Below are 25482 nucleotides of genomic sequence, written 5' to 3'. Positions count from 1 at the left end.
CATGCTTAAGCCGATCCTGCTGATCGAGGATAATCCACACGATCTGGAGCTGACGCTGGTTGCGCTTGAACGTAGCCAGTTGGCTAATGAAGTTATAGTGGTACGCGACGGTGCCGAGGCACTGGACTATCTTCATCGTCGTGGCGCTTATGCCAGCCGTGCCGAAGGTAACCCCGCTGTGATGCTTTTAGACCTCAAACTGCCCAAGGTGGATGGGCTCGAGGTCCTTAAAAATGTGCGTGAAAGCTTGAGTCTGCGCAGTGTTCCAGTCGTCATGCTGACATCCTCAAGGGAGGAGCCTGATCTCGAGCGGGCTTATGAGCTCGGGGTGAACGCTTATGTGGTCAAGCCTGTCGAATTTCGCGATTTCGTCTCGGCAATCAGCGATCTCGGTATCTTCTGGGCTGTTTTGAATGAACCGCCACCCGGCTCGTTCCGGTTGACGCGTCGTCCGGCCAATTAAACCAGCCTGTAGTGAGGTTGTTATCAAACCTGCCACCATGACTGACCTGAACGGCTTCATTTCATGCCCTGAGGCAACCCCTTCAGGGTCTGCACGGCGAAGCGATATGCCTTTATCAAAACGTATCAAGGTCTTGCTGATCGAGGACAGTAAGCTCGATGTAGAGCTGATCCTCATCGAATTAGAGCGCAATGGATTCAAGCTGGAACCCGTTGTTGTCCATGATCATGCCGGACTGTCCGAGGCTCTGTCGACTCAGATGTTCGACATTATTCTTTCGGACATCATCCTGCCCGGCTTTTCTGGCGCAGAAGCCTTGAAGCTGGCACGTACGCTATCGCCGGATACTCCCTTAATATTTGTCTCGGGCATTTTCGGAGAAGCCCATGCTGTCGAGATGATGCGTCTAGGGGCGAATGATTACGTACTCAAGCAGAGCCTTGAGTTGTTATCAAAGTCGGTTGAGCGTGCCTTGACCGTTGTGCATGAGCGACGCGAGCGGCGCAAGGCCGAGGAAGCGCTGCATACGTTGGAAGTCCGTTCTCGTCTGGCCATTGATGCGGCACGTTTGGGGATGTGGGAGTTTCAGCCAGAGACCAATCAGTTACTGTGGGACGAACGCTGTAAGGCGATGTTTGATCTGCCGCCGCAGGCGCATGTCGATCTAGAAGTATTTTCCCGGTTGTGCCAGCCCGAGGATATTCAAGGGCTGTTTGCTGCAATCCGTCAGGCGACAAGACACAACAGCGATCAGGAGTACCGTGCCGAATACCGTATCCAGTTGCCGGATGGTGGGCTTCGCTGGGTAGAGGCACGGGGCAGAGCCTTTTTCGAGGAGGGTATCTGCACGCGCTTTATGGGGGTAATGATGGACATTACCCAGCAGAAGCGCGCTACCGAAGCGCTTGAGCAGCTTAATGCTTTGTTGGGCGAGCGGGTAGAAGAGCGGACGCGCGAACGTGACCGTACTTGGGATCTTTCCCGTGATCTTTTGCTAGTGACGGATTCAGAAGGCCAACTTCTAGCGGTGAACCCAGCCTGGGTAGAAACGTTGGGGTGGGATCGTAGTCTGCTGATCGGTAGTTTATTTATTGATTTGGTACATACCGAAGACCGGAATATCACGCAGGCGGAGCTCAGAAATGTAGGGCAAGGACGTATTGCCAATCGTTTCGTTAATCGCATTCGGCATCGCGATGGCAGTTATCGCTGGATCTCTTGGATGGCCGTTCCGGAAAATAGAAAGGTCTATGGTTCTGGTCGTGATATCACGGCTGAAGTGGATGCCATGGAAGAGCTGGCGATGGCCAATCGGCACCTTCGTGAACAGATTAACGAGCGAGAGCGGGTTGAGGATACGCTGCAACAGATGCAGCGCCTGGAAGCAGTAGGGCAGTTAACTGCCGGTGTTGCCCACGATTTCAACAATTTGTTGACCGTGATTTTAAGCAGTGCTGCCTTCATGGGCCGCGACCTTGACCGCGGGATGTTAGACAAGCTGCCGAACCGGTTGCAAAACATTCGAGAAGCCGGGGAACGCGGAGCCAAGCTTATCGGGCAGTTATTGGCTTTCTCGCGTCGCCAGCGTTTGGCGCCCAAGCCTGTTGAGTTGAACGAGACCGTAGACGGCATGCTTGAGCTGCTGCAAAGCACCATGGGTGGAAGTGTCTGGATCGAAACGTCGCTCGAGCCTGGCCTCTGGCATGCCTTGGTCGACCCAACACAGATCGAGCTTATTATTCTCAACCTTGCGATTAATGCGCGGGATGCCATGAGCGTGGGCGGGTCTTTACGTGTGACTACAGCTAACCAAGTTATCACGCAGCCGCCGTCGCGTCCTGAAGAACCAGAACCGGGTGATTATGTAATGTTGTCGGTCAAGGACTCGGGAACCGGCATGAGTGACGAAGTTCTGGCTAAGGCATTCGAACCCTTCTTCACAACCAAGGAAGTTGGGAAGGGATCGGGACTCGGCTTGGCACAAGTCTTTGGTTTTGCCAAACAGTCGGGAGGCGGAGTGCGGATCGAGACGCAGGAAGGTGTCGGCACAGAAGTCATGGTATTTCTACCCCGGGCTGACGTTCCGCTCGATGAGCGCCTTGCTGACGAGTCGTTCGATACTGAAAATACTTCCGGTGGTCCCCAACGCACCATTCTGGTGGTAGATGATGACCATGCCGTGCGCGAAGTGACATCGACTTGGCTCAAAGAACTAGGTTATCAAGTGATCGAGGCTCAAAACGGGTTCGCTGCCCTGGCGCAGCTCGAGGGAAACGCCAATATCGATCTTTTGTTGGCTGACTTTGCCATGCCAGGTATGAACGGCGCCGAACTTGCACAAAATCTGCGCCAGCGGAAGCGGGATATTCCTGTCGTCTTTATTACAGGATATGCCGAGTTGGGGGAGTTGGACGAGCGGCTGTATTTCATCGTGCCCAAGCCCTTCCGGGAAGAAGAGTTGGCCCACAAGATACAAAGCGCCCTTAAAGGTTCAAGCCCTATTAAGATGGTCCAGTCGTCATGAATCACAAAGCTTTATCGTTTCGTGAGCGCCTGCGCCAGGCAGGTAGTGAGCTTCATCAGCAGGTTGATGACGTATTTTCTTCGTATCGCCTGACCGAGAGAGAGGGGTACCAGGCTTTTTTGGTTGCCCATGCTTCGGCTTTATTCCCGCTGGAGGAGATGCTTGAGCGTGCCGGTATACAGCAATTGGTGCCAGACTGGACGGAGCGCTGTCGTCGTTTTGCGTTGGCAGAGGATTTGGCTAGTCTAGGTGTCGAACTGCCATCCTACGAGCCGCTTGACCTTTATCCTGGCGAGGCTGCCCAGTGGGGTTTTGCTTACGTGTTGGAGGGGTCTCGGCTGGGCGGCAAAATGTTGGCAAGGATAGTATCGACCAGTCCGGATTCTCGTGTACGCGAGGCTCTGCGCTACCTTACCCACGTACCTCGCGGAGGACATAATAGCTGGCCCGCATTTCTTCAGGAACTGGAATGCCAGGCGGCAAAATGGCCTGACCAGGACGTGTTTGAGGGACAGGCTCAAGCCTTTGCCGTTTTTCTCAAAGCAGGCCAGCGGTTCCGACCGCTTGACTCAAGTGTTATCTGACTTATCGTTCGGCAAAGGAAAACTGGTTTGAAAAGTGTCACTCGCAGGTTGAAGCTGGCGGAGCCGCTCTAGCACGTCGGGCGCTCCGGCCATTAGTAGACCTTGTCCTAGAGCGTCGCTCAGAGGGGACTGGCGAGGCAGCAATAACCACTCGAGAGGCTCTGCCTCGCTAGGTAAGGTTAGCCGCGCATAAGGAATAGCATTGTCGATAAGCAGTTTGACAAAGCTTCTCTCATTCCAGCTTGAAGAGTGAACGGCCAGTACATGAAAAGCTGCGCCAAGTGTTTCGACCGCTTTCTGATCAACGTAGTAACTGGTCAGCTCAGCAGGGAGCAGATATTCGAGCCCTCTTAGTCGAGCATAAGCTACCGCACCGGCAAAGGCGCAGACATGCTGTTCGGGGCCGTGCCAAAACAGGCGTGAACCTCGCCAGTTAGCTTCACGTAATTGTAACGGTAGCGGGCCAGTAGAAAGGGCTTGGCTAAGAGTCCGCTCGAAGTCGCGGTAGCTGATAATGCGGGCGTGAGGCCGGCATTCTGGGGTGGCCACCAATTCCTCGAAGCTACTTATTGGTGTGCTTGCGGCAATGGGCGTACGAGTATAAAGCCCATTGATCCAACGCAAATCAAAGCTGGGGTAACTGATCTGTCTGGTTTGTACTAATTGATTAAGCAACTCATAAGCAGGTGCTTTGTCATCCTGGACTGGACCTGACAACGCGCCGCGTGGTAAAGCAATAAGGTGATAAAGAGGCAGCCCCTCATCCCACCAGACCGTTTCTGAGGGAGGTGGCAAAGCAGTAAAGTTGAGCTCTAGGCGGCTGGCGCGGTGCAGGATGCGACCAGCGTTCTGCCCCAGACGCAAACGCTGAGTGAATGCTAGAAAGCGCGCACTCAGGCTTGAAACGGTCCGTGGGGTCATATTCCCTCCCTGGGGCTGTTGTCCTGGCGAACCGTCAGGTACTAGATGATGCACTCATAAGCAATGTTCGCGACGGCTATCGGACTCACGTTCCCCGTAAAAATTCAATAACGTTCTGCAAATGCGGCATGCTTTCAGCAACGAAGTGAGTTTTTGCTGAACGGTTAGAATTTTCTTTAAGAGAATTGCGTAACCAATTACCAAATAGGGCTTCAACAATAACTATAGTCCCCTGCTACTCGTCATAAGACGCAGGCTTCGAGTAAAAAACACTACATATCGCCTTGGGAGTAGCCGGATCCTCCTAAAATAACAGCGTGATTGCATTCTCACGTGGTCTCTGGCAAGACTCTTCTTATCGAGTCGCGGTATACTCTTTGGTTCCTTTTATCCGACCAGTTCTCGCCATGTACTCCACGGTTCGCAACCTTCTGTTCTCTTTATCCCCAGAAACGTCCCATGATCTGGCTGTCGACTTGATCGGTGCGGGTGGACGCCTGGGTCTCAACGGATTGTTCAATCGTCAACCGTCATTACCTGTTACCGTCATGGGATTGGAGTTCGCCAATCCAGTAGGGCTAGCTGCAGGGTTGGACAAGAATGGTGCGGCGATAGACGGGTTTTCCCAGTTGGGTTTCGGCTTCATTGAAGTCGGCACGGTGACTCCTCGGCCGCAGCCGGGCAATCCTCAGCCTCGTTTGTTCCGGATTCCTCAGGCGGAAGCCATCATCAATCGCATGGGCTTCAATAACCTGGGCGTTGATCACTTGATCGAGCGGGTCAAGGCTGCTCGCTACCGTGGAATTTTAGGCATCAATATAGGGAAAAACTTCGACACGCCTGTTGATCAGGCGGCGGATGATTATCTGCTGTGCTTGGAAAAAGTATATGCGCATGCCAGCTATGTAACGGTGAATGTTAGTTCACCGAATACGCCCGGGCTGCGTACGCTGCAATTTGGCGATTCGCTAAACCGTCTGCTTGAAGCCCTACGTACGCGTCAGGAAGACTTGGCGGTACGTCATGGCAGGCGCGTCCCCATCGCGATCAAGATCGCACCGGATATGAGCGATGAGGAAATCGTGCTGGTAGGCCAAGCGATTGAGCAGGCCGGTATGGATGCCATTATCGCTACGAACACCACGCTCAGTCGTGACGGGGTTGAAAACTTGCCGTTTGCGGCCGAAACGGGTGGTCTGTCGGGTGCGCCCGTACGTGAAAAGAGTACGCATACGGTAAGGATTCTGGCGGATGAGCTCGGTGGACGTCTCCCCATTATCGCGGCGGGAGGAATTACAGAAGGCATACATGCCGAAGAGAAAATCACGGCAGGCGCTAGTCTGGTACAGATTTACACAGGATTTATCTATCGCGGGCCAGCCTTGATCCGAGAATCGGTTGATGCAATGGCTTCCGTTATTAAAAGGGCTCCTTAAGGAGCCCTTGGGCTATGCCCGATGCCTCTATCGAGGCGATGCTGGTCTGATTACCAGTGTCTGTAAACAGACGCCAGGCGCCTGCTCAATTAAATGTAATGTTGTGTGTATCAGCCTGCTACGTTGAGTTGATTTAAGCGGTGAATACCGGCAGTACCGATGAAGCCATCCCAGTGATCGCCACGGCCCTCGCGCCAGCCGTTCATCCAGGCCTGACGGGTATGCTGGTGGGTGAACGGACAAAGATCACGGGATCGCCCACTAATGCCGTGCTGATAGCCTCGCTGAAAAGCTCGTTCCATCGGATCACGCTTAAGTCTTCTCATAGGGTATTGCCCTCACTGGTTGACTAGTAATTCCTGGGGTCATAGCCCCCGGACGCGTTGCCGGCGTGACGCGTCCCGTCCTGGCCGGATTAGGGCCGGGACTGAGATTAGTTCTAACCAAAGGTTACAGACATGTGAATTATCAATTTGGCATAACCACAGTCTGTTTATCAAAATTAACCATAAGCCCGTCTGCAGGCCGCTGATTCAGCGAGTACTTTTACCCATATGCGCCGTCAATAATGCGGAGGGTGGGTTAATCTATTTCGACATTGCCAGGCGTTATCCTGGCTCCGCATGAGTAATGACGATTCCATGTCCAATCAATTCGAATTATTTCTAACTTGCCCAAAGGGGCTCGATGGGCTACTGCTCGATGAGGCACAGGCACTTGGGCTATCGGAGGCGCGAGCACACGTATCGGCTGTCCGGGGGCAGGGTACATTGGAAACGGCCTATCGGCTGTGTTTATGGTCGCGGCTGGCAAACCGGGTATTACTCGTCGTGTCACGCTTTCCTGTTCAGGATGCCCAGGGCTTATATGAGGGCGTAAGTGCAATTGAGTGGGCCGAGCACCTTGAGCCCTCCGGCACGTTGGCTGTCGAGTTTTCTGGCCGCGGTGCTGGCATCGATAACACTCACTTTGGTGCGCTCAAGGTCAAGGATGCCATTGTAGATACACTGCGCACGTCCTCTGGCCTACGCCCTTCGGTCGACAAGGTGAATCCGGATCTGCGTGTCCATGTGCATGTGGACCGTAACGAGGCGACCGTTTCCCTGGACCTGTCCGGGCATAGCCTGCATCAGCGCGGTTACCGCTTGCAGCAGGGCGCGGCACCGCTCAAGGAAAACCTGGCTGCGGCTATTCTGATCCGTGCCGGTTGGCCACAGCTTGCGGCCGAGGGTGGCGCTCTGGCGGACCCGATGTGCGGGGTCGGAACGTTTTTGATCGAGGCGGGCCTGATGGCTGCCGATGTTGCACCTAATCTCAAGCGAGAGCAGTGGGGGTTCTCGAACTGGCTGGGCCATGTCCCGGCAATCTGGAATCGCCTGATTGATGAGGCCGAGGCGCGGGCGGTCGAAGGGTTATCCAAGCCGCCGCTCTGGGTCCGTGGATACGAGGCCGACCCACGGCTCATCCAGCCGGCGCGTAACAATATCGCACGGGCTGGACTCAGTGAATGGATCAAGGTTTACCAAGGCGAGGTGGCAACTTTCGAACCGCGTCCAGACAAGAACCAGACGGGTTTGGTGATCTGCAATCCGCCTTATGGGGAGCGTCTGGGTGATGAGGCTAGCCTTCTCTATCTCTACCAGAACCTGGGTGAGCGTTTGCGCATGAGCTGCCTGAACTGGCGTGCCGGCGTGTTTACCGGCGCTCCGGAGTTAGGCAAGCGCATGGGTATTCGCAGCCACAAACAGTACGCGTTCTGGAACGGCGCCTTGCCTTGCAAGCTACTCATGTTTGATATCGATCCGCGCCAGTTCGTGACGGGCCAGCGTTCAGCTCACACACGTGATGAGGCTCAGGTGGCTGCCGAGCCGGCCAAGCTGAGCGAAGGCGGGCAAATGTTCGCCAATCGCCTACAAAAGAATTTGAAGCAGCTTGGCAAATGGGCGCGCAAGAGCGGCGTAGAGTGTTACCGCCTGTACGATGCCGACATGCCCGAATATGCCGTGGCCGTGGATCTATATCGTGACTGGGTGCATGTGCAGGAGTATGCGCCGCCGCGATCCATTGACCCGGAGAAAGCTCAGGCACGCTTGCTCGATGCCCTGGCGGCCATTCCTCAAGCGTTAAATGTCGACCCGAGCCATGTGGCAGTAAAGCGTCGGGAGCGGCAAACCGGCAAAAAGCAGTATGAGCGACAGGCCGTACAAGGGCAGTTCATGGAGGTCGAGGAGGGTGGCGCGAAGCTGTTGGTCAACCTGACCGACTACCTTGATACCGGTCTTTTCCTCGATCATCGACCGCTACGCCTGCGTATTCAGCAGGAAGCGGCGGGTAAGCGTTTCCTGAATCTGTTCTGCTATACCGGTGCGGCAACTGTTCATGCGGCTGTAGGGGGGGCACGAAACACCTTGAGCGTGGACCTGTCCAGAACTTATCTGGATTGGGCGCGGCGCAATCTGGCGTTGAACGGGTTTTCTGACAAGCACCGCCTTGAACAGGGCAACGTCATGGAATGGTTGGAGGCTGACCGGGGCGAGTACGATCTGATCTTTATCGATCCTCCGACGTTCTCCAATTCAAAACGGATGGAGGGAGTGTTCGATGTACAGCGCGATCATGTCGAGCTGATCGATATGGCAATGGCCCACTTGGCTAAAGGCGGTGTGCTTTATTTCTCCAATAACTTCCGCAAGTTTGAGCTTGATCCCGGTTTGGTCGCGCGGTATAGCACTGAAGAAATTACTGCTCAAACGCTAGATCCTGATTTTGCCCGTAATCCGAAGATCCATAGGGCCTGGAAAATTACGGCCCGGGTAAAAGGAGCTGCGGCGTGATCGGACTGTGATAGCTGTCATGAAGTAGAGTTTTTCATGAAACCCATGGGGTCGATACGTGTCGACCCCATGCGGATCTGGCCTCGGGTCCGTATTTACGGATTTCAAGGAGGCATGCTCGCTTCATGTTAGTTTCGCTCCAGGCGTTACGGGCTCTTGCGGCCTGGCTCGTAGTTTTTCACCACTTCATGCAGGTTTTCTTCGATTTCCACTCGGATTCATTAGCAGGGCATCTGCTTTCCACACGAGGACAGGTCGGGGTAGATATCTTTTTTGTTCTCAGCGGATTCGTCATTCATCTCTCGACGGCTGGGCGGTCCATGCCCGCGCTCCGGTTCATGATTAATCGCATTGCGCGTATCGTGCCGGCCTATTGGCTGTATACCGGTATTACTGCGTTGATCCTTTACTGCTCGGCCGATGTCATGCCTGTTTATGGCGTGGCGGCCAAGGAGCTGTTGTTCTCGCTGTTCTTTATTCCCAGCCAGAACCCAGGCGGATTTGGTCTTTATCCAACCTTGCCGGTGGGGTGGACGCTGAATTACGAAATGCTGTTTTACATAGTGTTAGCGGTATCGTTCAGGGCGCCGGAGCGGTGGCGTGTCTGGATCGTTGGAGCGCTGGTCATGGTAGTCAGTACAGGACTGGCAGACCGGCTCCGGCTAAGCCATTTCTACCGTAATCCGATCATCTACGAGTTTTTGCTCGGCATGGGCGTCGGAATTCTCTATCAGCGGGGCTGGATTCCCCGAAGTCTTCGTATGGCGCCTGTCCTGGCTGTCTTTGCCGTTACGATCATTCTGTTGTTTGATGCAGGTAATGCGTGGCGATTATTGGTCTGGGGTGTGCCGAGTGCGTTACTGATAGCCAGCTGTGTCGCCATGGAGCCGTTGTTTGCTGGCAACCGTATGCTGAAGGCCCTGGGAGACTGGTCCTATTCGGTCTATCTCATCCATGTAATCATCTTCTGGTTGGGTGACTATTGGTTGCATCAGCGGGCTGGCTTGAGTCCTTATGAAACGCTAGCTCTGTGCTTGCCGCTTATCCTGGTGTTGTCCTGGCTGAGTTTTGAATGGGTAGAGCGGCGTATGACCCGCACGGTCAAGGCTGCTTTCGAGGCTATCCCGGCCAGGCTTGCCGGGATATTGGTTCGGCCGCGTTGATCAGCGCCAGGCGGCCCGCTCGCGGTCAGTGAGGTCGGGAACGACGCTCATGCCTTCATAGGCCGAGTGCTGGGCCGCTTCGATGATGCTCATCAGCGCGCAGCCTTGAGCTGGAGATACCGGGTTCTCGGCTTCACCGCGCAAAGCCCTCAGTAATAGGCGGTAGTATTGCGCATGATCTCCGGCGGGGACCGGGATTGCCGTAGAGGTGCCGTCTCCATCGAAAAACACCGCTGGATCAGGATCAATTCCCCAGCCTGGGGCGCCTGGTTGAGTTCCCTGGCGCAGGGCATCCTCCTGCCGGTCGGCTCCTTGCTTGAGTATGCTTCCGCGGCTGCCTTGTAATAGAAAACGCGGTGCGCCGCCTGCGCTAAGCATCCCTGCCTGGAGAATGGCTTGGGTGCGTCCGTAATCCAGTACGACATGAAACCAATCGTCTGTTTGGGCGCCTTGGCGTTGTTTCAAAAGATGAGCTGTTACTCGGTGCGGTATGCCAAACAGGCAAAGGGCCTGGTCGGCCAGATGCGGGCCTAGGTCATACCAAAGCCCACTGCCTGGCTCGCTGCTTTCACGCCAGCGCTGCCGCACTTCTGGTCGGAAGCGTTCGATACGTGATTCATAAACAACTACATCACCCAGCGTGCCGCTCTCGATTATGTTTCGGACGCCTAGAAAATCGCTATCCCAACGACGATTCTGAAACACGGACAGTAGTTGTCCCGTACTGTCTGCCAGGCGAGACAAGTGTCGTGCCTCGGTCAGCGTTAGGGTAAACGGCTTGTCTACTACAACGTGCTTGCCGGCCCGCAAGGCCGCTTCGGCCAGCGGCGCATGACTGCTGTTAGGGGTCGCAAGTACAACGAGATCGACATCTGGATGGCTTACGGCAGCTTTATAGTCTTCCAATACCGTAACGTCCGGAAAGCAAGCATGGACTTTAGCGGCTTGGCGCGAGGCTATATGGGTTAACCGAAAGCCTTCAACGCTGCGAATGAGCGGAGCGTGAAAGATTTCACCTACAAATCCGAAACCAATCAGGGCAACGCGGACAGGAGTTGAACTAGACATAGGGATGAAGGGTAGGCAGTAAAAGAACAAGCAGTATACCGGGGAGGGCTGAGCGGTAAGCGCCAAGTTAAGAAAGTCGCGAGGGTAAAACAGCATCCCCCGCGACAAGGTGGGAGAGCTTTACTATTCCTTGCCTAATGCTGCTTGTTTGGCTAAAAACTCGTCCTGGATCAGCGAGTCGGTGAATTCTTGGGAATCTTCCAGATTGATTGGGTCATCTAGGTGGCCGGTCGAGGTGACCTTGGCGTCCAGTTTCCCTGTAAGGTGTTCCAACGCATGACGCATCTTTTCAGCAGCGCCATCGACAGCAAGATCGAGTGCTTCAGCTTTGTGAGACACTGAGAGCGAGCGGTACCCCTTTGGACGTGCTTCGATCTGGCAGCGCTTGTCTTCGGCACCGGACTTCTGCGCGTTTTCGTCACTAACGTGGATTTCCACGCGGGTCAGCAGATCCTCGAAACGCTCAAGACGCTCTACAACTGCCGAGCCTACCCATTCCTGCAGTTCGGCACTGCCTTCGATCTGATTAAAATTCACTTGGACTTGCATACAACTTCCTCGCTTTTGGACGTGCCTGTTCGTTCGACGAACCTTTTGAGGCAGAGGTTCATCGTTTGGAGACTAACGGCCATACGAGATTCAGCCATACAGCCTGGTAATTTCCTGGCGATAGCGATGGTAGACGTGTTTATAAACGCTGACCCGTTGTGCTTCTGGATACGTCTGGCTTGCTCCACTCAGGCGAACACACCGGTTGCTGAGCGCTTCGAGTGTTTCATTGCGACCGGTGTGGCGAGCATGGCACCAAGCCGCTTGGATCGCTCCACCCAAGGCAGCCGCTTCGGTCTGCTCGGTACTAACGACAGGAGTATCCATGACATCTGCAACCAGTTTTCGCCAGACCGGGCTCTTGGCACCTCCACCAATCAGACGGATAGCATCGCTTCGCAGTCCGGTCTCGCGTAACAGGTCGAGTCCATACCGCAGGCCAAACGTCACGCCCTCTACAACTGCCCTGCATAGGTTGGCTCGGCTCAGGTTGGCCGCTGTTAGCCCCAGGATAGACGCCGTTGCCGTCGGTAGCGCGGGGACACGTTCGCCATTGAGAAACGGCAGCATGACTACCCCTTCAGCACCTATCGGGGCTTGATCTACCAGCTGGTTGAAGGTATCCAGATCCAGTGCCAGCAGCTCGCGAATGCTATTGCTGGCATTCGTCAGGTTCATGGTGCAAATGAGTGGCAGCCAGCCGCCGGTTGACGAGCAAAAAGTTGCTACAGCAGCGTGTGGGCTGACGCGCGCCTGGTTCGAGTAGGCGTAGACAGTTCCCGATGTGCCCAGGCTCATGGTAATGACACCTTCCTGGCTATTGCCCGTGCCAATAGCACCCATCATGTTGTCGCCACCACCGCTGGAAACCAGTACGTTGGTACTGAGGCCCAGCCGGGCTGCAATGTCCGGACGCACAATGCCGACAGGCTCATGGGCGTATATCAGTTCGGGGAGAGCACGGACCAAGCGGCCGCTGGGGTCGATGTGGTTCAGCAGGTCGTGGTCCCAATCACGGGTGCGTACATTGAAGTAGCCGGTGCCGGAAGCATCGCCATACTCGGTGCAGCAGCGGCCCGTCAGCCAATAGTTGAGGTAGTCGTGCGGCAGCAGGATGTGAGCGATCCGGGAAAATACCTCCGGGTGCTGCTCCTTGGTCCAGAGCAGCTTTGACACGGTGTAGCCGGGCGCTATGACAATGCCCAGGCGCTCCAACGAGCCTGCCGGGCCTCCCAAGTAATCCAGCAGGCGTTCGTTTTCAGGCGTGGACTCGGTATCACACCAGAGCTTGGCGGGCCGCAAGATCTCACCCTCTGCATCGAGTAGGACAAGCCCGTGCTGCTGGCCTGAAATACCTACTCCCTGAATAGTCTTTCCTGTAATACCAGCCCTTGTTAGTGCTTCCTGAACGGCACCCTCGAGTGCCGTTATCCAGTGTGCAGGAGACTGCTCGCGGCGACCGTTAGGGCCGCTGGTAAGATCATGGGAAGCCGAGCCTTCGCCAAGTACGCGGCCGGATTGGGCATCCAGCACGATGGCCTTGGTGCCTTGAGTACCGCAATCGATGCCTAGATACATAACTGCCTCACCGGGACTGTGGGGTTCTCTATGAGAGGTTCTGTACTTGCGGAAGGTACGAGTTCTTTCTACTGCTTGCTGCTTTAAAAAAGGTGCCAAGGCAGGACCGCTCAGATAGAGCTGTAGGGGCAAAGCCGCCCCGCCGATTTAGGGCAGCAGAGGTTTGCCCCTAAGCTTTACAGGGTAAAAATTACCTCCAGGCGCACGATCCCTTACCCTACGTTGACCCTAATGGGTGTTCTCTAATAGTGCTGCCAAAGTCTTTTCGACGCCTAGGGTTTGTAAGTTGCGCAGGTTTTTTTCGAACGACGCGACAAAGGCAGCGGAGCGGGGAATGGCCGTTCCGAAGATTTCCTCTACACCCAGGACGCGTTCAGCGATCCGGTGATCCTCGCTGACAAGTGACTGGCAAAACGCTGCGCGTGGGTCTGGAATATGATAGTGCTCGCCACGCTCGTCCACGCCCTTGAGATAAAGCGCCCAGGCCGCGACTACCAGCGAGGCGCGATCCAGATTGCGGCCATCGGCGATCAGTTGGTTGATCGTGGGCACGGTGAACTTGGGAAACTTTGAAGAGCCATCTGAGCAGACGCGTTCGAGCTGATCGGCAATGGCCTTGTTGGAGAAGCGCTGGATAAGCGTGTCCTTGTAGGCTTGGAGGTCAATACCAGGCACAGGCGCTAATTGGGGTGTGACGTCTTTGTCCATATAAGCGCGGATATAGCTGACAAATAACGGATCGCTCATCGTCTCGTGAACGAATCGGTAACCCTTCAGATAACCCAGGTAGGTCAGAGCCAGATGACTGCCGTTAAGCAGCTTGATCTTCATCTCCTCATAGGGTGTAACGTCATCGGTAAACTGCACGCCAACCTTTTCCCAGGCTGGGCGACCAGTGACAAACTTATCTTCCAATACCCATTGCAGAAAGGGTTCGCAGACCACAGGCCAGGCGTCTTCAATGCCGTAGCGGTCCTTTAGCTGATGCTTATGTGCTGCGCTGGTCATGGGCGTGATACGGTCCACCATGGCGTTGGGAAAGGTTGCGTTCTGGTCGATCCAGTCGGCCAGCTCCTTATCCATCAACCGAGCAAAGGACAGCAGGGCCTTGCGGGTAACGGCGCCGTTATGGGGAAGGTTGTCGCAGGACATAACCGTGAAGGGCGGTAGGCCTTCGCAGCGGCGCTTGGACAGGGCTGCCAACAAAAAGCCGAACACACTATGTGGCTCGTCAGGGTGCTCAAGGTCATGCTGGATAATGGGCAGATCGGCATTGAATTCACCGGTACTGTCGTCTATGCAATAGCCGCCTTCGGTAATGGTCAGTGAGACGATGCGAATATCATGATGGGCCAGCTTGTCGATCAATGCCTGAGCGCCATCCTCCGCGAGAATCATGCCGCTAATGGCGCCAACGATTCGAACCTCCAGATCGGGTGTGTCGCCCAGTTCGAACAGGGTATAGAGGTAGTCCTGTTCGGCCAGGGTATCGCGCATGGCTTTATCCTCGGCGCGCAGGCCTACGCCGCAAATGGACCAGTCGAGCGCTTCGCCATGGTTGAGCAGGGCCTCGGTGTAGATGGCCTGGTGGGCACGATGAAACCCGCCAACACCGATATGCACGATGCCCTGACGAATCTGGCAGGGTTCATAGGTTGGCTTTGCAATGGGCGCTTCAAAGCGGCTAAGGGTTTGACGATTGAGCTTCATTCTTTTCTCCTGAGCAGCCCTTGGCTGCGCAATAGGCAGTCAGGCGGCTTGTTGCAGCACACGGCTTACAGCGTAGCCTCTCGTATCGAAGAGGTGGCAGTGGCTGATATCCAGGGCTAGCTTCAGGGACTCGCCATAGGCCGCGGCAAAGTCGCCAGGAACACGAACCGTCAGCGGCTCGTCTGAGGCCGTTACCATGTGGCAATAGGTGTCGCTGCCCAAGCGCTCGGTCACGTCGGTGGTTACTGGTAACTGGCCGTTTGGGTCGATAACCAGGTGTTCGGGTCGGATACCAAGCGTAACCTCACTGCCTACCGCAAGCTGGCTGCCCTCGAAAGGCAGGCGCAGGCGGGGCCCTGCGGCCAGCTCAATGTCTGTTGCTGTAGAGCTGGTCTGCACCACCCGGGCCTTGAGAAATCCCATCTTGGGGGTTCCCAAAAAGCCGGCTACAAACAGGTTGGCCGGTTGATGATAGAGTTCGAGTGGTGAGCCTATCTGCTCGATACGTCCGGCATTAAGAACCACAACCTTGGTCGCCAGGGTCATGGCTTCTACCTGATCGTGGGTCACGTAGATCATTGTGGCCTTGAGTTCCTGATGCAGACGAGCCAGTTCCAGGCGCATTTGCACCCGTAGCGCTGCATCAAGATTAGACAGCGGCTCGTCAAACAAAAAGATCTTGGGGTGCCGCACGATCGCCCGGCCAATGGCAACGCGCTGGCGCTGACCGCCGGAGAGCTGACGCGGTTTACGGTCGAGCAGATGACCCAGTTCAAGAATACGTGCGGCTTCCTCTACCTTCCGGTCCACCTCGCGCTTGGCAATGCCAGCCAGATCCAGCGCAAACGACATATTCTTGCGTACCGTCATGTGCGGGTAGAGCGCATAGGTCTGAAAGACCATGGCCAGGTCGCGCTTGGCCGGGCTGATCTCGGTAATGTCGCGTCCATCAAGTTCCAGGGTGCCGCTGGTCACGTCTTCAAGCCCGGCAATCAGCCGCAGCAGAGTGGACTTGCCGCAGCCGGAGGGACCAACAAACACCACGAATTCACGATCGTGGATGTCCAGGTCGATCCCCTTGATGATTTCAATGGTGTCAAAGCCCTTGCGCAGGTTACGAATTTTTAGGGTAGCCATTGAGCAATCCTCTTATTGTTATTTCACGGCGCCAAAGGACAGGCCGCGGACCAGCTGTTTTTGACTGATCCAGCCAAACAGCAGAATCGGTGCGCAGGCCAGTGTTGAGACGGCAGACAGCTTGGCCCAGAACAATCCTTCGGGGCTGGAATAGGACGCGATCAGCGCCGTTAGCGGCGCAGCATTGGATGAGGTCAGGTTGAGCGACCAGAACGCTTCGTTCCAGCAGAGGATCAGGGACAGCAGGGCCGTGGAGGCAAGCCCTCCCTTGCTGATTGGCAGCAGGACCCGAACGATCTCCTGAAGCGTAGTAGCACCATCCAGACGGGCGGCTTCAAGAATGTCCTTTGGGATGTCCTTGAAGTAGGTGTAAACCATCCAGACCATAATGGGCAGATTGATCAACGTATAGATAATGATCAGGCCAAGGCGTGTATCAAGCAGGCCCAGGCTTTTGGCCATAAGGTAGATGGGCATCAGCACGCCTACGGCTGGCAGCATCTTGGTGGATAGCATCCACAGCAGCGTCTGTTTGGTCAGGCGTGTTTCAAAAAAGGCCATGGAATAAGCGGCCGGAACCGCCAGCAACAGGCCAATAATCGTTGCGCCAAACGAGATGGTTACCGAGTTCCAGGCAAACTTGAAGTAGTCGCTACGCTCCTGAATGTGCAGGTAGTTTTCCAGCGTGGGCGTAAAAATAAACTGCGGTGGCGTGGCAAAGGCGTCGATCTCGGTCTTGAAGCTGGTCAGCAGCATCCAGAAAATCGGGAAAAACAAGAGCAGGGCGATGGCCCAGGCCAGTGTGCCAAGCAGCACGCTTTGTAGGCGACGGGATTGTTTGAGCGTCATCATGGCGTGATCCTCAGGCCTTGTCCGTCAGGTTTTTGCCCAACATCCGTACCAGGATGATGGCCGCAATGTTGGCAATCACAACGGCAATCAGGCCGCCTGCCGACGCCATGCCCACGTCGAATTGCAGTAGAGCCTGGGTGTAGATCAGATAGGCCAGGTTGGTTGAGGCAAAACCGGGGCCGCCATTGGTAGTCGTAAAGATCTCGGCAAAGACCGACAGCAGAAAGATGGTCTCGATCATGACCACCACGGCAATGGGACGGGCCAGATGAGGTAGCGTCAGGTGCCAAAAGATGGCCAGGGGTCCGGCACCGTCCAGGCGGGCGGCTTCCTTTTGCTCCTGGTCAAGCGACTGCATGGCAGTCATCAGGATCAGGATGGCAAACGGCAACCACTGCCAGGATACGATCAGGATGATGGATAACAGCGGATGGGTAGCCAGCCAATCTACTGGCTGTGCGCCAAAAAACTTCCAAACCGCGGCAAGAATGCCGGAGACCGGATGGAAGATCAGATTTTTCCAGATCAGCGCACTAACGGTAGGCATGATAAAGAAGGGCGAGATCAGCAGTACCCGAACGATACCGCGCCCCCAAAACTCAGTAGCTTCCAGCAGCGCGGAGATGAGTACGCCAAGCACGACGCTAATCAGCAGTACGCTACCAACCAGCAGTACCGTATTGGTCATGCCGGGCATAAAACCAGTATCGGTAACGAAGTACTCAAAGTTTTCCAGGCCGACAAAATCGTTTTCGCCGGGATAGAGCAGGTTATAGCGAATCAGTGAGAAGTAGACGGTCATGCCCAGCGGCACGATCATCCAGAGCAGGAGCAGCGCAACCGAAGGGCTGACCAAGAGCCAGCCAGGGCTCTTGCGCCGGTGCGGGTGCGCCGGGTGGGTTTGGTTGGGCAGCGAAGTGGGCGCTGTGCTTTTGAGTGTCGTGGCGTTCATAGAGCGCTCCGAATGATTCCAGCGATAGCCGGCCTGAGTTGCGTCCCTGACCGTGATAAACGGCCATAGACAAGGCTGGCTCAGGCATGAAAAGGGGAGGCGGGAGCGGCCCGCCCCATAGATTTTACTTCGGATAACCCGCCCGCTTCATTTCGCGAAGAGTGGACTGCTGGGCTGCTTGCAAGGCTTGCTGTACCGGCATCTGGCCGGTCAGGGCTGCTGCAAACAGTTTGCCGACCGAGGTCCCGATCGCCTGGAATTCGGGAATGGTCACGTACTGGATACCCACGTAGGGCACCGGCTTGGCCGAGGGGTGGGCGGGGTCGGCTTTTTCCAGCATGGCCAAAGAAACCTTGGCAAACGGGGCAGCTTGCAGGTAGGCATCGCTGTAAGTGGACTTGCGCGTACCCGGCGGTACGTTGGCGATACCGTCTTTCTCGGCTACAAGTTGGGCATATTGTTGAGAGGTTGCCCATGTCACAAATGACTGTGCGGCTTGCTTGTGCTTGGAACTAGTGGGAACGGCCAGCGACCAGGCATACAGCCAGGAGGAGCCTTTATCGGTAACCTGGGTAGGCGAGGTGGCGAATCCTACATGATCGGCCACCTTGCTCTGCGATTTATCGATAGTAAAGGAACCGGCCACGCTGGCATCGACCCAGAGGGCGCATTTACCGCTGTTGAACAGCGCCAGGGTTTCGTTGAACCCGTTGCTGGAGGCGCCAGGGGGACCGTATTTCTTCATGGTATCGACATAGAACGTAGCTGCCTTGGTCCATTCCGGGCCGGTGAATTCAGGTTGCCATTGTTCATCGAACCAGCGTGCGCCATAGGCGTTGGCCATCGTTGAGATGATCCCCATGTTTTCGCCCCAGCCCGCCTTGCCACGCAGGCAGATGCCGTACTGGTCCTTGTCAGGCTGGTGTAGTTTCGCAGCAAACTCACCAAGCTGTTCCCAGGTAGGATTCTCGGGCATAGTCAGGCCGGCCTGCTGAAACAGGTCGGTACGGTAATAGGTGATGGAGCTTTCGGCATAGAAGGGGAGCGCATACAGCGTGCCGTTGACGGACAGTCCTTCACGTACGGAAGGAAAGAGATCATCGACGCCGTAATCGCTGGGCAGATCCTTCATCGGCTCCAGCCAGCCCTTGGCGCCCCAGAGGCCTGTTTCGTACATGCCGATGGTCAAGACGTCGAATTGTCCGCCTTGGGTGGCAATATCGGTAGTCAGACGTTGACGAAGAACGTTTTCTTCCAGCACGACCCAGTTGAGTGATATGCCCGGGTTCTGTTCCTCAAACGTCTTGGACAGCCGCTGCATACGAATCATGTCACTGTTATTGACCGTGGCGATGGTAATCGTCTCGGCGTGAACGAGCGTAGCGGTACACAGGCCAGCCATAGCGAAAAACGCTTTGTAGATAGCTTTCATGGCGCACTCCCTTCCGTGCCAGGTGACGGAAGCTTTTATTGTTGTTGTGCTCCCAGACAGCGAAACGGGGAGAGAGGGGATCACATCGATTACAGCCTGCTACCTGAAAACAGACAAATGCACCAACGCACATGGACCGATACTTTTTTGCACTCATGAACCGGTGCGCTTGTATAGCTTTAAGAATAGAACAGGCTTTGACCTGCCTTCTTGAGGCATAGTCCAGCCCTGGAGCCAGGGCAGGAAAGCATTACCGCCGCAGTACGGAGCTGACTTTAGAACAATACGAGTCAGGCGTTTTGCTCTGTAAGGCGTCTGGCTGTCAGGCGACGATAATGGGATGGGGTCATGCCCTTGATCTGTTGAAAGCGGCGATTGAAGTTCGAAATGTTGTTGAAGCCTGATTCGAAGCAGATATCGGTCACGGCTTTTTTGCTTTGCGACAGCAATTCGCACGACTTGCTGATTCGCAGGCTATTAACGAATTCTACAAAGCAGCGGCCAGTGGCCTTACGAAAGAAGCGTGAGAAGTAAGTAGGTGTCATGCTTAGATGGTCGGCGGCTTCTTCGAGAGTCAGATCGCTGGCATAGCGCTCGAAGATGAAGTTGACGGCCTTGTTGGTGCGGTCCAGGGTGTGCTCGTCGTCATCGGAGCGGATCAGGGCACCACATAGCAAGTGATAGTCCTCGCACCCCGCCAGCAACTCCATCAGTACGAAGAAGTGTCCCAGGCGAGTGACCCCTCGAGTGCCGGCAATGAAATGTAACAATTCAGTGGTGCGTTGAATTGTATGTGGGCACTTGAATTCGATGCCGTACCGGGCCCGTTCGAGCAGTGGGTTGAGTGAGAGCAATTCGGGAAAGACCGCAGCCGCATTCTCCAGGGTTTCGTCCGTGAAATTGACCAGCATGTCCCGCTTGCTGACGATTTCACCCTCCGTTACCTGGCTGATCCAGTTATGCGGAAGATTAGGGCCGGTTAGAAACAGGCTGTACGGATAAAAGGGGCCAATGTAGTCACCAATAAAGGCTGTGCCTGAACTGGCCACGATCAGGTGCAGCTCGTATTCCTTGTGAAAATGCCAACGGACCAGGGGGCAGGGGAAGCCGTGCTCACGGTAGATCACTGAATGTCCGTTAAGATCATCCATCAGTTCGTAAGAAGGGTCGCTTTTACGCAAGGGTCGAGTCATGTCCGGGTCCGTGTGGGTGTCATGATGCGGAAAAGGCCCTTACAGAATAATCAGCCTTCCAGCCTTTGTCTGGTGTTTAACATTGGGGCAGGCGCACAGCCAATCACTGGGGCAGGTTGCAAGATGATCATGCGGGGAATACTCCAAGGGAAGCTCGTTCTCTAGTGGGGCAGAGGCCAGCCTTTTGCTACCGTATTGCCCTTACGGCACTCACCATTATTAGAAAGTAGCTTATGAATACGTATTGGACTGCCCTGTTAGACGGGCTCAGGCATTATCCCGAAATCTATACTCTGATGAGCCTGGCCTTGCTCATATTGGCAGCCTGGCTCTGTAACTGGATTGTAAAACGCATCCTCGTCAGGGGCGTGTATCGCCTCCTTAGCGGTACTTCGTCGGGATTGGTCAGGGAGATGGCCGATTCACCTTTAATCGCACGACTGGCCAATATCGTACCGGCGTTAATCCTGTCGAATGGCATTGTGGCGATACCTGGTCTGCCGGCAGCAATGGTGACGGTCGTTGGTAACGTCTGCAGTGCCTTTATCATCCTGACCATGATCCTGGCCATCAGTAACCTGCTCGATATTGTCAACACGCTGTATCAGCGTCGACCCGACGCACGATTCAGGCCCATCAAGGGCTATCTTCAGGTTTTGAAGATCGGGATGTTCAGCCTTGCCACCATTCTGATCATCGCAGCCTTGATCGATCGATCACCCCTGATTCTGCTTTCCGGTCTGGGTGCGATGGCCGCCGTGTTGCTGTTGATCTTTCAGGACACCCTGCTCTCGCTGGTGGCGAGCGTACAGATCTCGTCGGGCGATATCGTGCGGATCGGTGACTGGATCGAAATGCCTCAGCTCAACGCCAGCGGCGACGTCATCGATATCGCCCTGCATACGGTCAAGGTGCAGAACTTCGACAAGACCATCACCACCATTCCGACCAAACGCTTCATCTCTGATGCCTTCAAGAACTACCGGGGCATGCAGGAATCCGGCGGGCGGCGGATCAAGCGGTCACTGTATCTGGATCAGCAGAGCGTACATTTCATCGACGGTGACGAGTATCGTCATCTGCATCGGTTTAGCCTGTTAACGGACTACCTGGACGATAAGCAGCGGGAGCTAAAGGAGTGGAACGATAAACTGGCCGAGCGCGGCCAGGAACCGGTCAATACCCGCCGCATCACTAACCTGGGTACATTCCGCGTCTACGTTGAGCGCTACCTGTGCAGTCATCCTGGCATCCGTCAGGATATGACCCTCCTGGTGCGGCAGCTCGACCCAACCTCAAGCGGGCTGCCACTGGAAATCTACTGTTTCACCAATACAGTGGTCTGGGCACAGTACGAAAATATTCAATCGGATATTTTCGACCATCTCTTTGCCATCCTGCCCGAGTTCGGCCTGCGTATTTACCAACAACCCAGTGGAGCGGATATGCGTGCCTGGCAGGCGCTCAAGCAGCCGATCAATACAGTGACTTCGCTTGACGAGGGGCATTTGCCAATGCGATGAGGGTGCAAACTGTCAGGCGGTAGAAACGGCAAGCTGACGCTTACCTTGGAACAAAGACTCTTGATAAGGTCAGCAGTTACTCACTAGCCGTCTCGCTGGGATACACGATGACTGCCGCTCTCAGCTTGTTTTTGCCAAAACGGCTGAGCCTGTCGAATTCAGCGTGGCTGACTGGAATATGCTGGCAATCCAGCTCGCGCCGATGCTGGCTGTGGTCGACATCCGGATCATGAAAATAGATGAATTCTTCATCACACCCGGTGACCAGTATCCAGTGTGGCCCCTTGCTTTGGACGAGGCGGAAACTGCTGATCAGCACTAGGGGTAGGCCGCCTCTGGCCAGGACTGCGGGAATATCCAGTTTTGTGCGAATGAGACGTTCGATGTCGCTCTGCTTGATCTCGCGGCTAAAGTCCTCGTGCACCAAGCGCATTACTTCTTTTTTTTCCTCGCTGCGTACGCCCTCAAGAAACAGGGGGCCTCGAGTGTTAACTTGCATGTGCACGCGAAAGCCGCGTCGCCTGGCTGCGAGCTCCAGGCCATGTGGCCCGCAACCCCCGTGGCCGGCGGTCATGTAAATCGTAGTCGCCTCGCGCCACAAGCGCAGCTCTTCCCAGCGCTCAAGAGCGCGCCCGGGTTCCAGCGCGCCCATGGCCATGAGCAGCGAGGCGGGGCCGCAGGTGAAGTCCGTGGTCTGGCGATAAAAAGGTACTTGGCGCAACTGACCTTCACTGGGTTGGCGGATCCGCTTCTCAAAGCGAAGAGCTTGGCTGTGATCCTCGTAATAATCATTGATGGTAGCGAAAGGTAAATAACCGTTGCGCTCATAAAGGGCAATGGCAGCGGCATTGTCGGGCCGCACCTCTAGTCGCATATAAGCACAGTCACGCTCCACGGCAGTGTCCTCTGCAGCATCCAGCAGGCGCTGGGCGAGCTTCTGGCCACGGGCCTTAGGGGCGATAGCAATGGAGTAAAGCCTGGCCAGCGACGTGTTCTGATGAAACAGCACAAGAATATAGCCCATAAGCGTCCCGATGCTTCCGACCAGAATCAGCGAAGCGTTGGCGCGGGTTACGTAAGATCTGTCTAGGCATGTTGGTATACGTACCTCGACACTTTGACAGGCGCCAGAGGCGTAGACTCCCGAGGCGATCATCTGCATCAAGGAGGTGTTGTGAGCAAGCTGTATATCATTGTCGAGCGCAAGGAGGATTGGTCATCCTATTATCCTAGTGAGGACGTTATTACGGCTCAGGACTACCTTGAGCAGGCGAATGAGCAAGACAATGGCAAGCGGGTTCAGGTAATCAATCTGTGCCGCAACCAGAAGTACCTTGGGCACGGCTATTACTGTTCGCTGCTGACCGAGTCCCGTGGGCATAAAGTTATTCCCTCCGTGCGTACCCTGAGCGAGCTCTCACGTAAATCCATTTATAACCTGGCTCTGGAAGACCTCGATAAGCTCTTGAGCAAGGCTCTTAAAGGGCATCCTTACAGCAGTGCAGACAGTTTTACCCTGACGCTTTATTTTGGCCGGACCGATATCGAAGCCTTGCAGGATCTGGCACGGCAATTATTCGAGGCGTTTCCAAGTCCGCTGCTGCTGGTGGATTTTCGGCGCAACCGCGAGGGTTGGCATATTGGTGGCGTCAAGCTAGGGGCGATCCATAAGCTGCGTGAGGAACAGGAAGACCTGTTTGCCAATGCACTGGACGGCTTCAGCCGCCAGGTGTGGCTCAAGCCGCGAGTTCGAGAGAAATACCGCTTCGAAATGGCGATCCTCCATGATCCTAAGGAGGATTTTCCAGCGTCTGATGCCAAGGCGCTGAAGAGTTTTGTGCGTATTGGTAATCGGCTTGGGATCGATGTGGAGCTGATCGAGAAAAAGGATTACTCGCGTCTTGCCGAGTTCGATGCTCTCTTCATCCGGGAGACTACGGCCATTGACCATCATACCTATCGCTTTGCCAAGAAAGCTGAAAGCGAAGGGCTTGTGGTCATGGATGATCCGCGTTCCATCCTGCGCTGTACCAACAAGGTTTATCTGGCGGATCTGCTCAAGGCACACAAACTGGATATGCCCAAAATTGAGATTCTTTATAAGGAGAATGCCGCCCAGTTAAGCACTGTGGCTCAGCGACTGGGGTTCCCGTTGGTACTCAAGATTCCAGACGGCTCGTTTTCTCGAGGCGTCATCAAGGTTTCGAATCAGGAGGAGCTCACCAAAGCTAGTACCGAATTATTTGAACGCTCGGTGTTGCTGCTGGCGCAGGAGTTTTTCTATACCGAATACGACTGGCGCATTGGCGTGCTCAATCAGGAGCCTATCTTTGCCTGTCAGTATTTCATGTCGAAAGGGCATTGGCAGATCTACGACCATAGTGCTGGCGCTGCGGAGATCAGTGGCGATTTCCGTACCGTACCGATCCAAGAAGCACCGCACGAAATTGTCGAGTTGGCTGTACGTACCGCCAATCTGATTGGCGACGGGCTCTATGGCGTGGACCTCAAGCAGGCGGGGGATCGACTGGCCGTCATCGAAGTAAATGACAATCCGAACATCGACTCGGGAATTGAGGACGCAATTCTTAGGGATGATCTCTACGCGCTGGTGCTAGAAGAGTTCATCCGCCGGTTAGAGCTCCAGCGTAACGGCCAGCGCTGGTAGCTTCGTCCTGGTCATATATCATGCACGTCACAGGTTTACCGTTGTAATAATCGATGCCGCTATCGTGTTGTCCCGCTGTGTAGCAGCACGCTACTTCTCACTGCAGCACAGTCCAGATCAACAGCCCCGCTTCAAATAGACAGAACGCTACCAGGCACACCATGGTGAATTTCAGGCCAGCATCGTCACGCTTGTAGGCAGCAATACGCTCTTCCAGTTTGAAAATAGTAAGGTCACGTTCGTGCAAGCCTTTATCGGCCTGCTCCAGCATGCTGCCGACATCAAGCAGAGACAGCACCTGAACCTTGTCTGTATTCCACTCGTCGCTCAGTTCGCTGGCCTTGGCAGCGCTGTAATGGGCTTTCAAGTGTTGGCCTTCGGCATAGGTCAAAGTAAAACCCTGCTTCTCGACAACATGATCACGGCGCTTGCGCATCTCCTCGACGAAGCCATCACGGGCCGGTAGCTCCATGCCGAGAACATGGTAATGGCCCCATTTCGACTTGGCCCAGGCGATCCCCTGAGCCAGCAGAAAACGGCCAAGCCCACGGTTTGAAGGCTCTACCTGAAGTAATCCGCTGTCGAGCGTGCCGGGGTCTGCCGTGAAACGGATTTCCTTCTTGCCGTGGTCTGCCCACACATTGAGAAAGTTATGCTCGCGATGAACCCGCTGCCCGGGCAGCTGCACGCTGAGGGATAGCACGCTGAGGTCTTCGCCGTGGCGCTCGGCCTTGCCCAGTTGAACGAAGCGCAACGGGCGCTGGCCCGTCATACGGTCGGTCGGCAAAGGAGCGAGGCGCAGTAGAAAGTGATGATCGGGGGTAAGGTCAGCCCATGGGTGGGTCTCGGCCTTCTCCTCGACGGGGGTCGGTTGTTCAGTATCAGTTTCGTTCAT

The 25482-nt window shown here is 55.2% G+C and carries 20 protein-coding genes and 1 pseudogene; 8 read left to right on the top strand and 13 right to left on the bottom strand.

Features of this window, described 5'->3' with window-relative positions; translation table 11 throughout:
- The first annotated feature begins 1 nt into the window (after nt 1).
- The 3 genes from IQ22_RS12080 (at nt 2) to IQ22_RS12070 (ending at nt 3571) form a co-directional block, all read left to right on the top strand.
- On the top strand, nt 2-463 hold the full coding sequence (locus IQ22_RS12080; protein ID WP_145142088.1) for a response regulator: 462 nt from the start codon (nt 2-4) through the stop codon (nt 461-463).
- A 106-nt stretch (nt 464-569) separates the two neighbouring features.
- Nucleotides 570-2987 carry a hybrid sensor histidine kinase/response regulator gene (locus IQ22_RS12075; protein WP_145142086.1) on the top strand — a complete coding sequence of 806 codons (2418 nt, stop codon included), beginning with the start codon at nt 570-572 and terminating at the stop codon, nt 2985-2987.
- Nucleotides 2984-3571: a biliverdin-producing heme oxygenase gene (locus tag IQ22_RS12070; RefSeq protein ID WP_145142084.1), complete on the top strand. Its 588-nt coding sequence runs from the start codon at nt 2984-2986 to the stop codon at nt 3569-3571. Before IQ22_RS12075 ends, IQ22_RS12070 begins: the two co-directional genes overlap by 4 nt.
- Here the strand turns inward: IQ22_RS12070 and IQ22_RS12065 are convergent.
- Nucleotides 3557-4492 (bottom strand): hypothetical protein, encoded by a 936-nt coding sequence (locus IQ22_RS12065; RefSeq protein WP_145142082.1) that lies wholly within the window; start codon nt 4490-4492, stop codon nt 3557-3559. The genes IQ22_RS12070 and IQ22_RS12065 overlap by 15 nt on opposite strands.
- A 407-nt stretch (nt 4493-4899) precedes the next feature.
- Here IQ22_RS12065 and IQ22_RS12060 point away from each other — a divergent pair, with 407 nt between their 5' ends.
- On the top strand, nt 4900-5928 hold the full coding sequence (locus tag IQ22_RS12060; protein WP_145142079.1) for a quinone-dependent dihydroorotate dehydrogenase: 1029 nt from the start codon (nt 4900-4902) through the stop codon (nt 5926-5928).
- Between the two features lie 110 nt (nt 5929-6038).
- On the opposite strand, the gene rmf is transcribed toward IQ22_RS12060, so the two are convergent.
- A complete protein-coding gene (rmf, locus tag IQ22_RS12055) occupies nt 6039-6254 on the bottom strand; it encodes a ribosome modulation factor (RefSeq protein WP_145142077.1) in 216 nt (71 codons plus the stop codon).
- A 315-nt stretch (nt 6255-6569) separates the two neighbouring features.
- Here rmf and rlmKL point away from each other — a divergent pair, with 315 nt between their 5' ends.
- Both rlmKL and IQ22_RS12045 read left to right on the top strand, forming a co-directional pair.
- On the top strand, nt 6570-8762 hold the full coding sequence (rlmKL, locus tag IQ22_RS12050) for a bifunctional 23S rRNA (guanine(2069)-N(7))-methyltransferase RlmK/23S rRNA (guanine(2445)-N(2))-methyltransferase RlmL (RefSeq protein WP_145142075.1): 2193 nt from the start codon (nt 6570-6572) through the stop codon (nt 8760-8762).
- A gap of 125 nt (nt 8763-8887) precedes the next feature.
- Nucleotides 8888-9925: an acyltransferase family protein gene (locus tag IQ22_RS12045; RefSeq protein ID WP_145142073.1), complete on the top strand. Its 1038-nt coding sequence runs from the start codon at nt 8888-8890 to the stop codon at nt 9923-9925.
- On the opposite strand, the gene IQ22_RS12040 is transcribed toward IQ22_RS12045, so the two are convergent.
- The 9 genes from IQ22_RS12040 to IQ22_RS12000 form a co-directional block, all read right to left on the bottom strand.
- Nucleotides 9926-10993 (bottom strand): oxidoreductase, encoded by a 1068-nt coding sequence (locus IQ22_RS12040; RefSeq protein ID WP_145142070.1) that lies wholly within the window; start codon nt 10991-10993, stop codon nt 9926-9928. It lies immediately after the preceding gene.
- 123 nt (nt 10994-11116) lie between these two features.
- Entirely contained in the window at nt 11117-11542 is a 426-nt protein-coding gene (locus IQ22_RS12035; protein WP_145142068.1) for an HPF/RaiA family ribosome-associated protein, read from the bottom strand.
- A 90-nt stretch (nt 11543-11632) separates the two neighbouring features.
- Entirely contained in the window at nt 11633-13120 is a 1488-nt protein-coding gene (gene xylB / locus IQ22_RS12030; RefSeq protein WP_145142066.1) for a xylulokinase, read from the bottom strand.
- A 228-nt stretch (nt 13121-13348) separates the two neighbouring features.
- Nucleotides 13349-14830, bottom strand: a complete 1482-nt coding sequence (locus tag IQ22_RS12025) for a mannitol dehydrogenase family protein (RefSeq protein WP_145142064.1) — start codon at nt 14828-14830, stop codon at nt 13349-13351.
- Between the two features lie 39 nt (nt 14831-14869).
- Nucleotides 14870-15967 (bottom strand): ABC transporter ATP-binding protein, encoded by a 1098-nt coding sequence (locus IQ22_RS12020; protein ID WP_145142062.1) that lies wholly within the window; start codon nt 15965-15967, stop codon nt 14870-14872.
- 18 nt (nt 15968-15985) lie between these two features.
- The gene (locus IQ22_RS12015) at nt 15986-16819 is read right to left on the bottom strand and encodes a carbohydrate ABC transporter permease (protein ID WP_145142060.1); all 834 of its coding nucleotides are present in this window, start codon (nt 16817-16819) and stop codon (nt 15986-15988) included.
- Nucleotides 16820-16829: 10 nt separating this feature from the next.
- Nucleotides 16830-17771 (bottom strand): carbohydrate ABC transporter permease, encoded by a 942-nt coding sequence (locus IQ22_RS12010; RefSeq protein WP_167654170.1) that lies wholly within the window; start codon nt 17769-17771, stop codon nt 16830-16832.
- 124 nt (nt 17772-17895) lie between these two features.
- A complete protein-coding gene (locus tag IQ22_RS12005; RefSeq protein ID WP_145142058.1) occupies nt 17896-19203 on the bottom strand; it encodes an ABC transporter substrate-binding protein in 1308 nt (435 codons plus the stop codon).
- Nucleotides 19204-19493: 290 nt separating this feature from the next.
- Nucleotides 19494-20396 carry an AraC family transcriptional regulator gene (locus tag IQ22_RS12000; protein ID WP_145142056.1) on the bottom strand — a complete coding sequence of 301 codons (903 nt, stop codon included), beginning with the start codon at nt 20394-20396 and terminating at the stop codon, nt 19494-19496.
- 233 nt (nt 20397-20629) lie between these two features.
- Here IQ22_RS12000 and IQ22_RS11995 point away from each other — a divergent pair, with 233 nt between their 5' ends.
- Nucleotides 20630-21919: a mechanosensitive ion channel family protein gene (locus tag IQ22_RS11995; RefSeq protein ID WP_145142054.1), complete on the top strand. Its 1290-nt coding sequence runs from the start codon at nt 20630-20632 to the stop codon at nt 21917-21919.
- Between the two features lie 76 nt (nt 21920-21995).
- On the opposite strand, the pseudogene IQ22_RS11990 reads toward IQ22_RS11995, so the two are convergent.
- Nucleotides 21996-22994 (bottom strand): annotated as a pseudogene (locus IQ22_RS11990) (GNAT family N-acetyltransferase/peptidase C39 family protein); the annotation flags it as partial.
- A gap of 99 nt (nt 22995-23093) precedes the next feature.
- On the opposite strand from IQ22_RS11990, the gene IQ22_RS11985 reads away from it, so the two are divergent.
- The gene (locus tag IQ22_RS11985; protein WP_145142050.1) at nt 23094-24587 is read left to right on the top strand and encodes a RimK family protein; all 1494 of its coding nucleotides are present in this window, start codon (nt 23094-23096) and stop codon (nt 24585-24587) included.
- 97 nt (nt 24588-24684) lie between these two features.
- Here IQ22_RS11985 and IQ22_RS11980 read toward each other — a convergent pair whose 3' ends face one another.
- Entirely contained in the window at nt 24685-25482 is a 798-nt protein-coding gene (locus IQ22_RS11980) for a hypothetical protein (RefSeq protein ID WP_145142048.1), read from the bottom strand.

The sequence above is a fragment of the Pseudomonas duriflava genome (assembly GCF_007830155.1).
GTDB lineage: Bacteria > Pseudomonadota > Gammaproteobacteria > Pseudomonadales > Pseudomonadaceae > Chryseomonas > Chryseomonas duriflava.
Note: the sequence above shows the minus strand (reverse complement) of the source record. Positions and strands in the feature narration are given on the sequence as shown.